This window comes from Stenotrophomonas maltophilia, assembly GCF_006974125.1.
GTDB lineage: Bacteria > Pseudomonadota > Gammaproteobacteria > Xanthomonadales > Xanthomonadaceae > Stenotrophomonas > Stenotrophomonas maltophilia_O.
Window position 1 is genome coordinate 2,538,337 of the sequence record NZ_CP037858.1, and the last position, 13,484, is coordinate 2,551,820.

Annotated in this window: 12 protein-coding genes; 6 read left to right on the forward strand and 6 right to left on the reverse strand. The window is 60.4% G+C overall.

Going from position 1 to position 13,484, the window contains the following annotated elements; all coding sequences use genetic code 11:
• Positions 1-37 precede the first annotated feature (37 nt).
• Positions 38-745: a YceI family protein gene (locus EZ304_RS11495; protein ID WP_005407837.1), complete on the forward strand. Its 708-nt coding sequence runs from the start codon at positions 38-40 to the stop codon at positions 743-745.
• A 701-nt stretch (positions 746-1,446) separates the two neighbouring features.
• On the opposite strand, the gene EZ304_RS11500 is transcribed toward EZ304_RS11495, so the two are convergent.
• Complete coding sequence (locus tag EZ304_RS11500; protein ID WP_139726649.1) at positions 1,447-1,848, reverse strand: hypothetical protein; 402 nt, start codon at positions 1,846-1,848, stop codon at positions 1,447-1,449.
• A 177-nt stretch (positions 1,849-2,025) separates the two neighbouring features.
• Here EZ304_RS11500 and EZ304_RS11505 point away from each other — a divergent pair, with 177 nt between their 5' ends.
• Positions 2,026-2,847 carry a hypothetical protein gene (locus EZ304_RS11505; RefSeq protein WP_142807116.1) on the forward strand — a complete coding sequence of 274 codons (822 nt, stop codon included), beginning with the start codon at positions 2,026-2,028 and terminating at the stop codon, positions 2,845-2,847.
• A 73-nt stretch (positions 2,848-2,920) separates the two neighbouring features.
• Here EZ304_RS11505 and EZ304_RS11510 read toward each other — a convergent pair whose 3' ends face one another.
• Together EZ304_RS11510 and EZ304_RS11515 are read right to left on the reverse strand one after the other, a co-directional pair.
• Complete coding sequence (locus tag EZ304_RS11510; RefSeq protein WP_099551318.1) at positions 2,921-3,718, reverse strand: siderophore-interacting protein; 798 nt, start codon at positions 3,716-3,718, stop codon at positions 2,921-2,923.
• A gap of 59 nt (positions 3,719-3,777) precedes the next feature.
• Positions 3,778-4,338: a PadR family transcriptional regulator gene (locus EZ304_RS11515; RefSeq protein WP_043033973.1), complete on the reverse strand. Its 561-nt coding sequence runs from the start codon at positions 4,336-4,338 to the stop codon at positions 3,778-3,780.
• A 547-nt stretch (positions 4,339-4,885) separates the two neighbouring features.
• Between EZ304_RS11515 and aceE the strand changes: the two genes are divergently transcribed.
• From aceE to EZ304_RS11535, 4 genes are all read left to right on the forward strand, one after another.
• A complete protein-coding gene (gene aceE, locus EZ304_RS11520; protein WP_099551316.1) occupies positions 4,886-7,573 on the forward strand; it encodes a pyruvate dehydrogenase (acetyl-transferring), homodimeric type in 2,688 nt (895 codons plus the stop codon).
• Positions 7,574-7,972: 399 nt separating this feature from the next.
• Entirely contained in the window at positions 7,973-9,559 is a 1,587-nt protein-coding gene (locus EZ304_RS11525; protein ID WP_185959173.1) for an anti-phage dCTP deaminase, read from the forward strand.
• Positions 9,560-9,687: 128 nt separating this feature from the next.
• Positions 9,688-10,062, forward strand: coding sequence for a type II toxin-antitoxin system antitoxin SocA domain-containing protein (locus EZ304_RS21290; RefSeq protein ID WP_185959174.1), 375 nt, complete (start codon positions 9,688-9,690; stop codon positions 10,060-10,062).
• An 11-nt stretch (positions 10,063-10,073) separates the two neighbouring features.
• Positions 10,074-10,796: a hypothetical protein gene (locus EZ304_RS11535; RefSeq protein ID WP_142807119.1), complete on the forward strand. Its 723-nt coding sequence runs from the start codon at positions 10,074-10,076 to the stop codon at positions 10,794-10,796.
• Here the strand turns inward: EZ304_RS11535 and EZ304_RS11540 are convergent.
• From EZ304_RS11540 to EZ304_RS11550, 3 genes are all read right to left on the reverse strand, one after another.
• Positions 10,793-11,722 (reverse strand): HNH endonuclease, encoded by a 930-nt coding sequence (locus EZ304_RS11540; protein WP_142807120.1) that lies wholly within the window; start codon positions 11,720-11,722, stop codon positions 10,793-10,795. The two genes, EZ304_RS11535 and EZ304_RS11540, sit on opposite strands and share 4 nt — an antisense overlap.
• Before the next feature lie 623 nt (positions 11,723-12,345).
• Entirely contained in the window at positions 12,346-12,714 is a 369-nt protein-coding gene (locus tag EZ304_RS11545; RefSeq protein ID WP_142807121.1) for a hypothetical protein, read from the reverse strand.
• Positions 12,715-13,201: 487 nt separating this feature from the next.
• A complete protein-coding gene (locus EZ304_RS11550; RefSeq protein WP_142807122.1) occupies positions 13,202-13,423 on the reverse strand; it encodes a hypothetical protein in 222 nt (73 codons plus the stop codon).
• Between the last annotated feature and the right edge of the window lie 61 nt (positions 13,424-13,484).

The following is a 13,484-nucleotide window of genomic DNA, read 5'->3' on the forward strand; positions in this document are numbered from 1 at the left end:
ACCGTGTACCCACCCTACGATCCGGAGAGTTCCTGAGATGAGCGCCACCCGTAAACTGCTGCTGCCGCTGGCCCTGACCCTGGCCATCGCCGCCTGCTCCAAGCCGGCCGACACCGCTGCCCCGGCTGCCGATGCCGCCGCCCCGGCCACCACCGAGCAGGCTGCCACCCCGGCCGCCGATGCCGCTGCTGCCGCCCCGGCCGCCGAAGCGATCAAGATCGCCTCGGGCACCTACAAGCTGGACCCGACCCACACCGACGTGCTGGCCCAGTGGAGCCACTTCGGCTTCTCCAACCCCAGCGCGCACTTCGGCAACGTTGAAGGCACCCTGGTGTACAACGCCGAAGACGTGACCAAGTCCACCGTGGAAGTGAAGCTGCCGCTGAGCGGCCTGAACAGCTTCACCGCCAAGTTCGACGAGCACCTGAAGAGCGCCGACTTCTTCGACGCCGCCAAGTTCGCCGATGCCACCTTCAAGAGCACCAAGGTGGAAGCGGCTGGCACCAACAAGCTGACCGTCACCGGTGACCTGACCATCAAGGGCATCACCAAGCCGGTCACCCTGGACGTCACCGTCAACGGCGGCGGCGAGCACCCGATGGCCAAGGTTCCGGCCGCCGGCTTCGATGCCACCACCACCCTGAAGCGCAGCGATTTCGGCGTCGGTGCCTACGCTCCGAACGTCAGCGATGAAGTGAAGATCCGCATCACCACCGAAGCCACCGGCGAAAAGCCGGCCGCTTGATGCACCCCGCTCACTCGTCGTGAGAAGGCAGAAGGCCCGCTGAAAAGCGGGCCTTCTTTTTTGGGTGCCGGGGAACACGCGTTGGTAGATGCCAACCTTGGTTGGCACACAGGCACTCCGCAGGCCAACCAAGGTTGGCCACTACCGGTTCATGCGGGGCCGGAGAGTGCTTTGGTAGATGCCAACCTTGGTTGGCACACGGGAATTCCGCAGGCCAACCAAGGTTGGCCACTACCGGTTCAATGCGGGGCCGGAGAGTGCTTTGGTAGATGCCAACCTTGGTTGGCACACGGGTAGTCCGCAGGCCAACCAAGGTTGGCCACTACCGGTTCATGCGGGGCCGGAGAGTGCCTTGGTAGGTGCCAACCTTGGTTGGCACACGGGTAGTCCGCAGGCCAACCAAGGTTGGCCACTACCGGTTCATGCGGGGCCGGAGAGTGCCTTGGTGGATGCCAACCTTGGTTGGCACACAGGCACTCCGCAGGCCAACCAAGGTTGGCCACTACCGGTTCAATGCGGGGCCGGAGAGTGCTTTGGTAGATGCCAACCTTGGTTGGCACACGGGCACTCCGCAGGCCAACCAAGGTTGGCCACTACCGGTTCAATGCGGGGCCGGAGAGTGCTTTGGTAGGTGCCAACCTTGGTTGGCACACGGGTAGTCCGCAGGCCAACCAAGGTTGGCCACTACCGAGTACGATCGCTCAGCGCAGCGCGCCCAACCATGCCACGCACGCTTCGCTCGGGCTCTGCTTGGCCTTCACCGTCATCCCGCTTACGCGCACGAAGGTCTGCGCGGCCTGCGCCACCACCTGGCGTGCGATCAGTGCCGCCTGCTTGGTCGCGGCCTGCTGCTTGCGCAGCTGCACGATGTTGATCGAAGGCCGCCCAACCGGCGCGTACTTCTGGTCGCGGCGCAGCACATCGGCCACCTGCGCCACTTCGAATTCGGCCTGCAGGTAGCGGTGCTGCGCCTCCACCAGCTCGCGCAGCGGCGCGCGCAGGGCAGCGGTGTCGGCGAAGGCGGCCAGTGCCGCATCGCAGGCGGCGTCATCGGCAAAGCGGGTACGCAGCGCATCCACGCTGGCCAGGGTCAGTTTGGCCATGTGGGCCTCGTTGCTGCAGGAAAGGAGCGCGATTGTCGCATTGCTTGCGCCTCTGTAGAGCCGAGCCCACGCTCGGCTTGTGCGGACCAACGGTCCGCACCCACCGGATGCAAGGAGCAGCCGAGCGTGGGCTCGGCTCTACAATGGCCCGCTGTATCACCCACGGAAGGAAGACCCATGCAGGACGCGCAGTACTGGTTGAACGAATTCTGGTCGGGCCTGAGCGTGCTCGATCTGCTGGGCGGCAGCGTGCTCGGCACGTTGCTTGGCCTGGTGCTGGGCATCCTCAGCTGGCGCTGGCTGCACCGCCGCGGCTGGCTGCAGCGGCGCAAGCGCTGGCATCACTGGCTGCTGGCCAGCTACGTGGTGCTGCTGCCGTTGGCCACCGCCTTCTTCGGCCTGCAGCTGGGCTTCACTGCTGGTGCGCATCGCGCGCTGTTCAAGCAGCTCGATCATTTCCAGCCGCACCTGCAGACCCTGGTGGAAGGCTGGAGCGAAGGTTTCACCGATTCGCTGGACGACCCGCGCATGCGCGAGGCGTTGCGCAGCCAGGGCACGGTGGGCGACGTCGCCGACACCATTGCCTCTGCCTATCTGAGCGAACATCCGTTGCCCGGCCTGGATCGTCTTGGCAACGGCCCGTTGGCGCGCGGCACCGGCTGGGTGATCGGCAAGGTGCGCGAAGGCCTGCTGCGCGGCATGGTGGAAGACACGCTGGTGGACAAGGCCGGCACGGTCGGGCTGGAGCCCAAGGTGGTGCGTGAGGCGCTGACCATGCATGTGGATGAGCTGCTGCACACCCGTGGCGTGCTGCGGCTGGTGAAGGCGCAGATCAACGGCATGATGCCCGGCGTGTACTTCGGGCTGTTGTTGCCGTTGTTGATCATCGCGCTGCTGGTGGCGCTGGAGATCTGGGCCGCGCAGCGGTTCGGGTGGACGCGGCAGGGGGTAGTGCCGGCCGCTGGCCGGCAGTTGCAGGTTCCTGCCGAGGGTTCATGAGGGTGCCGGCCAGCGGCCGGCACTACCTGTTGCAGGGCGTGCGGACCAATGGTCCGCACCCACCGTCTTTGGATCAATCGCCGTCGGTTTCGTCCGGATGGGCCTTCCAGTAGCCGGTCGAACGGATCCAGTCGCGCGGCACGCCCAGGTGGCCTTCGATGAACTTGCGCATCATCCGTGCGCGGCGCGATTCGGTGGCGATCCAGTAGAAGGCATCGCCGTCCGGTGCCTCGAAGTCGGTCAACATGTCTTCCAGCAGCGTGCTGCTGGCCGCCGGGAAGCCATTGCGCTCCAGCCAGTGGATACGCACGTTCTCGTACTGCGGCAGGTCCTGGCGTTCGGCCTCATCGCTCACTTCGATGAAGGCCTGCACCTCGGCACCGTCCGGCAGCACGTCCAGCCAGCGGGCGATGGCCGGCAGCGCGGTTTCATCGCCGATCAGCACATAGGCATCAAAGCTGTCGGCCACCACGAACGAGCCGCGCGGGCCGCCGATCACCAGCGTGTCGCCGGCCTTGGCCTGTTCGGCCCACGGCCCGGCAATGCCCTGGTCGTGCAGCACGAAGTCGATGGCCAGCTCGCCGGTCTCGTGGTCCCACCAGCGCGGGGTGTAGTCGCGGGCCGGCGACGGCTCCTTGCCGGCCGGATAGCTGCGGCCTTCGGCGGTGACCACCGGCAGCACCATCTCACCGCTGGCATTGGGGAAGAACAGCTTGATGTGGTCGTCGGCGCCGGGCGAATCGAAACCGGCCAGCTCGGCGCCACCCAGCACGATGCGGCGCATGTGCGGGGTGACCTCTTCGGAGCGCAGCACGGTCAGTTCACGGAAGCGCACATCGAGGCGCAGGCGCGTGTTGTTGTGTTCGGTCATGGGGTTACCTGTAAAGGTGTCGCGCGGGGGCGCGCGGCGTAGGGGAGACCTGGCTGGATTCAGTCTGGCTGGGTCGTTGAAATGGGTGGGCTCTCGCTACCGGCCGTACCGTTGAGCAGGGCAGACGCCCGCGTCAGCAGCGCCGCGACTTCTTCTGCTTCGCCCTCGGCCCAGCGGCCGTGGTGATGCACCAGCGCCCGCTTGAACTCGCGCAGGGCACCGGCCAGCGGCGGCGGCAGCGAGGCCTTGGTGATCTCGCGGGCACGGTCGAAGGCACGCCGCTGCGCCAGGCGCACCTGGGTGCGCTGCACCTTCAGCTCGAACTCGCCGGCGGCGGTGATGCGGAAGATCCGCTTGCCGTCCACTTCCTCGGCCTCGATCCAGCCGGCCTGCTCGAAGCTGGCCAGCAGCGGGTACATGGTGCCGGCGCTGGGCGTGTAGGCCTGCATGAACTGGTTGCTGATCAGCTGCATCAGCTCGTAGCCATGGCGCGGTTGCTCGCCGATCAGGGCCAGCACCAGCAGGCGCAGGTCGCCGCGGCTGAGCACGCGCGGCTGGCCGTTGCGGCGCGGCACTTCCGGATGGGTGGAACGGGCTCTGGGAGAAGCGGTACGGCTCATTTCGATATATCGGTAAACGAGTGTGCAAACGATATATCGATATATCGAAGACGACAATCATCGATCCGGCCACAAGCGGGTCAGTTTTGGGCCATGGCCGGCCGCGGGCCCACAGCAAAAGGGGCGCCCTTTGCAGGGCGCCCCGGCGGTACTGTGGAAGGGAGCAGGGCCGACAGGCCCATCACTCGCGGCCCACGCTGGACCCGCTGCCGGCACCGATCCAGAGGCAGGTGCGACACGTTGTCGCCGGTTCAGTACCGCTGCCCGAACCGCCCCCATAGCGGTGCCGGAGTTGCCCTACAACCGTCATCGGCAGCAGTAACACTGCGTCCTGCACATGGGCGCAGCGGCCCGCAAGCGACAGCCCGCGCAGCCACCAAGGCCCGCCGCAGGGCCTTCAGCGGGCCCGGCAAGCCCCTTGCGGACACTGGCCGGTTGCATCCATACGCCTGCGTAGCCAAGTGACGAAAGCCCTTGGTGCGCTACACTTTGCGGTCTAGAAATCTATACAACAGTCGCGCGCGTGCGTGCGGTTATGGGAGCGCTAATGAACTGGTTGAACGAGGTGCTGAACAACGACCCGAATCCTGTGGAAACCCAGGAGTGGATCGAGTCGTTGAAGGCCGTTATTGATGTCGAGGGCTCCGAGCGCGCGCATCAGCTGCTGGAAGGCATGGTGGAACTGACCCGTCGTTCGGGCGCCTACCTGCCGTTCTCTCCCACCACCGAGTACGTCAACACCATCGAGCCGCAGCTCGAGGCCAAGAGCCCGGGCAATGCCGAGCTGGAATGGCGCATCCGTTCGATCATCCGCTGGAACGCGATGGCCACTGTGGTGCGCGCCAACCGCAAGCCGGGTGACCTGGGCGGCCACATCGCCTCGTTCGCCTCCGGCGCCACCCTGTACGACGTGGGCTTCAACCACTTCTGGCGCGCCCCGAGCGAAAACCACCCGGGCGACCTGCTGTTCATCCAGGGCCACAGCGCCCCGGGCATCTACGCGCGTTCCTTCCTGGAAGGCCGCATCAGCGAAGAGCAGCTGGACAAGTTCCGCATGGAAGTGGACGGCGGTGGCCTGTCCTCGTACCCGCACCCGTGGCTGATGCCGGAATACTGGCAGACCCCGACCGTGTCGATGGGCCTGGGCCCGCTGGCCGCCATCTACCAGGCGCAGTTCATGCGCTACCTGGAAAACCGTGGCCTGATCGAGAAGTCCGACCGCAAGGTGTGGTGCTTCATCGGCGACGGCGAGAGCGACGAACCGGAAACCCTGGGTGCCATCGCCCTGGCCGGCCGTGAAGGCCTGGACAACCTGATCTTCGTGGTGAACTGCAACCTGCAGCGCCTGGACGGCCCGGTGCGCGGCAACGGCAAGATCATCCAGGAACTGGAAGGCGTGTTCCGTGGCGGCGGCTGGAACGTGATCAAGCTGCTGTGGGGCGGTTACTGGGATGCCCTGCTGGCCAAGGACAGCGACGGCGTCCTGAAGAAGCTGATGATGGAAACCGTCGACGGCGAATACCAGAACTGCAAGGCATTCGGCGGCGCGTATACCCGCGAGCATTTCTTCGGCAAGTACCCGGAAACCGCTGCGATGGTTGCCGGCCTGAGCGACGACGACATCTGGCGCCTGAACCGTGGTGGCCACGACCCGCACAAGGTGTACGCCGCCTACCACCAGGCCGTGAACACCAAGGGCATGCCGACCGTCATCCTGGCCAAGACCGTGAAGGGTTACGGCATGGGCAGCGCCGGTGAAGCGCTGAACCCGACCCACCAGACCAAGAAGCTGGACGACGAAGCGGTGCGCCACTTCCGCGACCGCTTCAACATTCCGGTGACCGACGCGCAGCTGGCCGACGGCCAGGTGCCGTTCTACCACCCGGGCCCGGATTCGCCGGAAGTGCAGTACCTGCAGGAACGCCGTGCCGCGCTGGGCGGTTACCTGCCGCAGCGCCGCCGCAAGGCCGACAAGACCTTCGTGGCACCGAAGCTGGAAGCGTACGAGCGCCTGCTGAAGAGCAGCGGCGAGCGCAGCTACTCCACCACCATGGCCTTCGTGCAGAGCCTGAACATCACCCTGCGCGACAAGGAACTGGGCCCGCACATCGTGCCGATCGTGGCCGACGAAGCCCGTACCTTCGGTATGGAAGGCCTGTTCCGCCAGATCGGCATCTACGCGCCGTTCGGCCAGAAGTACAAGCCGGTCGATGCTGACCAGCTGATGTTCTACCGCGAAGACCAGAGCGGCCAGGTGCTGCAGCAGGGCATCAGCGAGCCGGGTGCGATCAGCTCGTGGATGGCCGCTGGTACCAGCTACTCGGTCAGCAACGTGCCGATGCTGCCGTTCTACATCTACTACTCGATGTTCGGCTTCCAGCGCGTGGGCGACATCGCCTGGCAGGCAGCGGACATGCGTACCCGCGGCTTCCTGCTGGGTGGCACCGCCGGCCGTACCACGCTGAACGGTGAAGGCCTGCAGCACGAAGATGGCTTCAGCCATCTGGTGGCCGGTGGCATCCCGAACGTGCGCAGCTACGACCCGACCTTCGGCTTCGAAGTGACGGTGATCCTGCAGCACGGCACCAAGGCGATGATGGAAGATCAGATTGACGAGTATTACTACGTCACCCTGATGAACGAGAACTACACCCACCCGGAAATGCCGGAAGGCGCGGCCGAAGGCATCGTCAAGGGCATGTACCTGCTGACCGACGCCGGCAAGCCGAAGAAGGGCGAGCTGCGCGTGCAGCTGCTGGGTTCGGGCACCATCCTGCGCGAAGCCATTGCTGCCGCCGAGCTGCTGGACAAGGACTTCGGCGTGACCGCCGACATCTGGAGCTGCCCGAGCTTCAACGAACTGCGTCGCGATGGTTTCGACGTGGAACGTGCCAACCGCCTGCATCCGGAAGGTGAGCAGCGCAAGGCCTACGTGACCGAGCTGCTGGAAGGCCGCCAGGGCCCGGCGATTGCCGCCACCGACTATGTGCGTGCGTATGCGGACCAGATCCGTGCGTTCGTGCCGATGTCGTACACCGTGCTGGGTACCGATGGTTTCGGCCGTTCGGATACGCGTGCGAACCTGCGTAGGTTCTTCGAGGTTGACCGGTACTACATCGCGCATGCCGCGATTGCGGCGCTGGCGAAGGAAGGGAAGATGACCGCGAAGGACGTGGCCAGGGCGATCAAGCAGTACAAGATTGATCCGGAGAAGGCTAATCCTGTTGGGGTTTGATGTAACTATTTGATTTGTATGGGATGATTGTGGTGTTCGAAGCGCGCTTGGGCCACCTCGTGGTGGCTCGAGCGGCGTTTTTTCACTCGATTTTATCAATGAAGTTGCCTACACTCGCCCCATAGGGGCAGCAGGAAGGATGCAATGAAGACTCAGATCTTCGAATGCCATCGACATAGGGATATGATTTCCGCTAACGGAGATTTCCAACAGTTGGAGTTGGATTTCGAGGCCGCTAAACGCGTTAGCGCAAAAATACTGTGTTTTTCAGAACATAGAGCACGGGTTCACGCATTGAATGAAACTGATGATGCGTCCCGCCGTTTGCTCGAATTTGCCGCGACTCTCCCTGACTGGTAAATGACTGCGGTAGACTCCCTAGACAAACAGGGGGTAAGGATGAACGCCGCGATCGCACCTGTGGGCAAGAATGCCCCAGCAGCCAGTAATGCGCTTTCTAAAGATGCGAGTGATGAGATTCGCTCCAGGCATTCCAAAGAACTAATAATCGGGCTGAGCGGCCCGGTTGGCTGTGGTCTAGAGCACGTAAAGCGCGTGCTAAGGCAGCAACTTGAGCTGCATGGATATGAGGTGGTTGACATCAAAGTGTCGGCCCAATTCGCGGAACTGGCGCGAAGATTCGGCTTGCCGGAACCACCTGATTCGTTTGCGAATGAGTACGAACGAATCAGTGCTTTCCAGGACTTAGGGAATTCGCTGAGGAGTCGCGTTGGTGGGGACCTGGCCGCGCAGCTTGCGGTAAGCATGATTGCCCAGGATCGAACGGTGAAGAATCCCGGATTGCCTGTTCAGGAGATCAAGCCAGGCAGAGTTGCCTATATAATCGATCAACTAAAGAATCCTAGCGAAGCCATACTGCTTCGGGAAATTTACGGAAATATCTTCTATCTAATTGGTATCCTCACCGGATATGAGAAGAGGAAGTCTTATCTATCCACTTTGATGGGGGGCGCGAATGCCGAACAGCTCATTGAACGGGATAGGGCTGAATCTGGAAGTTCTGGTCAGCAATTGGAAAAGACGCTTAAACTTGCTGACTATTTTGTCAGAAATGATAGCGACAATACTCCAGAGCTTGAGGCGCCAATACAGCGATTTGTAAAGCTTCTGCATGGAACACCAGGCATAACTCCAACACTTCTTGAGCGAGGAATGCACGCTGCGTACAGTGCATCGCTTCGCTCTGCCTGTTTGTCGAGGCAGGTTGGTGCTGCAATTCTGGATTCGGATGGGATCCTAGTCTCAACCGGTTGCAACGACGTTCCGAAGGCTGGTGGTGGCCTTTACGACGAAAGCGGGAATGATCAGCGTTGCGTGTTTCGAGAGGGCGGAATTTGCTTTAACGATAAGCACAAGGATCGCCTCAGAGATGAGATTGAACAGCTTCTGATTACTCGTGGAGTTGCGAAAACTCAGGCAAGTCTGCTGGCGCGGGAGATTCGATCGGGAACGCGACTTAAGGACCTTATTGAGTTCTCGCGCGCGGTTCACGCTGAGATGGACGCGATTATTTCGGCGGCAAGAAGAGGGGGCAGTGCTATTCAGGGGTGTCTGCTTTTCACAACGACCTACCCTTGCCACAATTGCGCTCGTCATATCGTGGCGGCAGGTATTAGCGCTGTGTACTTTATTGAGCCCTACGGTAAAAGTCTCGCTAGTGAACTGCATGATGACGCGATCAGTCACGCGCCTTCTCCATCCCCAGCGTCAGCGTCAGCGACTGGCAAGGTCGCCTTCTTGCACTTTGAAGGAGTCGCTCCTGCACGATTCTCGAGTCTTTTCTTTTCTTTGGACTCGAGGAAGGATTCAACTGGGAAGGCCAGGTTTGTTCGCGCAGAGCAATCTGAAAAGAGAGCGCCTGAACTTCTTGACAACTACAGAGAGCTTGAAGCGAAAATTAATGAAAGGCTCAAGAGAAAGGTGGATGAAGCAGAGAGCGCTTTCATTCCTGATGGTGTTGCCTAATGAAGGGGGCACTTATGTACGACAGTAGGGCAGTCGCTAATACAATCCTGGGGTGCGCAGAAAGTCGTGGGTTGGAGATAACTAATCTATCGCTACAGAAGATCATTTACTTTTGCCACGGATGGCATATGGTGGTTTTTGGGTCGCCATTGATTAGGCAGGAATTTGAAGCGTGGCAATACGGGCCGGTGCTTCAAAATCTGTATAGGGAATTCAAAGGCTTTGAGCGAAAGGCGATTGATGGCCGGTGTACTCAAATTGACCTTAATAATGGTTCCAGAAAAATTGTAGAGCCTGTACAAGAATTGGAAGTATATAATCTCATTGATTCCTGTGTTTGTTTCTATGGAGCACTGAGGCCTGGGACGCTAGTTGAGATGAGCCATGATCCGGCAGGTCCCTGGCATGATTCGTGGAACTACGAGGGTGAGGTTAATCCAGGGATGCGAATGGCGAACGAAAAAATTCATGAATACTTCATGCAGGTGACTCGGCCATTCTAGAGGGATATTCCATGTCGAAACTGAAGGCTCCTAAAGTGCCGTCCTTGCAGCACCTTGCTAGAACCTGGGATTCTGATCCTGAGAAAGTTCGAAGGACACTGGTGGCATTGGCTAAAAATAGCCCGACTTTTAGTTATCAACTGATGTATGAGCTAGTTCAAGACCTGGTTCATGCCAAAATTCCGTATGAGCAGATTGAATTCGCAATAAAGTCTCGTGTAGGGCGGGAGAGTGTCAGAAACAACTTTCTAGAAATTCTTCCCCTGGTTCGTGAAGGTATGGAAGGAATTCGTCCGTCATTTGTCCATAGAGTCGTGCCTCGGCACTACCCGCTCGGGCGAGGCCTATATGTCCCTTTCTCTCCGCCATTCGTCTACGGTGCGAGCGGCGTTCTTCATATGCCCTGGTTTAGTTTCTGGCGAAGCAATCCCCTCTCGGGTGTCAGGCTCAGCCTATTCGCGACAATCATCGACGAAATTGTTGAGCAAGATCCAGATCTTGAGTATGCAGAGGTAACAATTCTTGACTTTAGTGCCTCAGGCGCCGCATCCCCTCGCGAACTCAATAAAATTAAGCTAGAAGAAATTGAGCGCGTTGATCGAGCGGATTTGGTCGAAATGTTGAGAATTTACGTATCTGGTTATGAGGCAGCATGCCGTGACTTGGAAGCTAATGATTATTCGTCGCTGGAGACTGAGTCGGAGAATGATGCGCAGTTCTTGTTGTTCGACTAGATCTGAAGTCGAGAGTCGAATTGATTTTCTATGGAGCATTCATGAGCGCGTCTTCTGAAGATATTGTCTCGATGAAATTCAAGATACTCCAGCTGTCGTCGTGAAAAGGGTCCGTAACCGCGACCTTGCCTCAGATCAAGCTTGAGGGAATTCTGGACGTTCAAAGGAAGATCCTGGGCGACAATCAGGTTTGCTTCTTTCGAAAAGCTAATCCATCCGCGATCAAAGAGCAGATCGGCATGCGGAGCCAGCAGAAGGCCGTTCTCGCCATCAATGCGCTCGCTATGAGTGCTGTCCGCCCATGGCTTGATATGGCTCGCACGGAGGAATCTAAGGTCCTCAATACCAGTCAGTCGGCAGCCCTTTTCAACGCCGATCAAGCGTTCGCGGAACAGGCGCTGCTTCGTACGCACTTCGGTTTCGCGTCTTGTACTGGTCGCGCCTACGTCATCAATAGCGGCATCGATCTCAGCTTGGTCCGACTCACTTGCCGCGAGGCCCAGTGAGGCTTCAAGCGATCTCAAGCGGAACACGATGGCAGATCTTGGCTGCCCTTCTCGATCTGGCATGCCAGGTTGAACGTAGGAGGACTGACACATGAACCTACCAAGGTATCGGTAGGGCCGCCCCTTGCCCATCATCTGAAACACTACAAGCGTCTTGCCATCCCTGACGTGCTCACCAATCGCTCGGTTGCCCGCCACGTACTTCATGTCTCCGACTTGACCCTCACCGAAGTAATGAAAGACTTCGTCGTCGTCCCAAAAGTCGTGGTAGCCGTGAGACACGCCGGCCTCGCCAGTGAACGCGATGACTAGCGGATGCTCCTTGGGTGTCGAAATGCCGCCTTGCTGTTGTCCGCCAAATACACCGTGGATCTGCTTTTGACGGTTGTAGAGCGCGCCCACCTCGAATGGGAGTTCCATCCTAGATCCCTGTCCCAGCAGCTAAGTGCCCAGGATTCTAGCCAGAACCAGGCTTCTTGTGTCATTGGCTGACGCGTTTGGCTGCCTCGACAGGGTGCAGATGGGGGCTACTGGGGCGCAGACTTAGGGCAGCTGTTCTCAGGTGCGCTCAAATTCCTCCTGCGTCTCTCTGGTGAGCCCCATCCATCTTTCCAGCGCTGTAGCTCTATTGCATCGCTTGTGATCGTAGACATGGTGACTATCAGAAGACTTGGCCCAGAGTTGTCTACGAATAGAATGGCATCGCCACGTACGCTCATATCGAAGAAGCGTCTACTGGAATCATGCTTTCCGATGGTGATGCCTTGGCAGGCCAACACCTCGGCGAAGCTCTCGGCATCGGCCCGAAACAGGGCAAACTCCGCGTCGGTGAGTCTTGGGTAGTTCTCAAGACTCATTGTGGTGGCTGGCGCGTACGCCCCGCCAATGATCAATCCCAATAGGGCTGCCGCCGTCAGGGCAAGTAGAGTGCGGCTCGGCATAGTGAGGCCAGTGTTGGAGGCTAAAGGCTCAGACAGCGGCGAATGCTTGGGACCCAGCGTACGATCCGCGTATTGCACTCGATGTACGTAGCGAAGCGCGCTCTACTCCCGCACCTGCAACCGCTCAGTAGCCTGCGCAGTCAACGCCACGCACGCCATCTTCAACCCTTCCATCACCCGATCCCCCAGGTATTCTTCTGGCGCGCCATTCTGCCGAGTCCGCTCCGCAGCCAGCATCAGTTCCGCCACCACGCGCAGCCCTGCCAACGCGCAATCCGCATCCGCCAGCTGGAGACACCGCCCGGGCAGTTGATGCCGCTCCGGCCAAGGCTGGCCATCCGCAGCCGCACCGGTTCCGATGCGGTGCAGCGTGGCGACGAAGGCGTTGGGGTCGGCAGACGGTTCGCGCTCGGGTTCGGCGTTGTCCGGATCGTACTGCGCGTGCAGGGAACGGAAGTCCGATGTGTTCATGGCAATGCTCCGTACAGGACAGATAGCAGCGCCACTGATAAAAGTGGCGGACGGTGCGTGGCTCGAAAACCGGTCAATAGCCAATCCGGCGGGTCCGAAGACCCCCACGCACCGCCCGCCATGGACCGCGAACGGATTGCCAGCCGGCGCCACGCAGAGGTGGCGCCGGCTGACAAGCGCAAACACATTGGCTAATGACCGGGTTTTCGACGCCCGCGCCACCCTGTGTGAGGTGGCATGCCAAGGTGTACTCGCATGACTGCGAGATGCCAAGAATTCGTAGGCCGCAAAGGCCGCAAATGCTGACGCTTACGGCATTGTTGCATGGCGCGCGCGTGGCAGAACCCATGCGGTGCAGTGGTTTCGGCCGGTGTTAAGTTACCGCCCGAATGCGCATCAAAAAGCACGGTTTTCAGCCGTTCGGGATCCCAAAAGCGACACATAGTCCATCGGGCTGATACGCACAGCGTGCCGATTGCGACACAGCTTAACTTTGCAGCGCCACGCCCGGCCGTGGCCACAGCGCATCGTCGCGCTCCAGATCGTAGTCGCTGCCGAACGCCAGCGCCGCCTCGCGCGGCGGCAGGTCTGCGTAGCAGCCCAGCAGATACTCATCCATGCCGGCGTCGCCATGGTCGATGGCGAACAGGTGGAGCAGCTCCTTGTCGAAGGCTTCCAACCATGCGGGTTCGATCTTGGTCACGGTCATCCTCCCGAAGCAGGGGAGGATGACCTGGGAAGGTCTCAGGGACTGAGATCTCTGGCGCCGA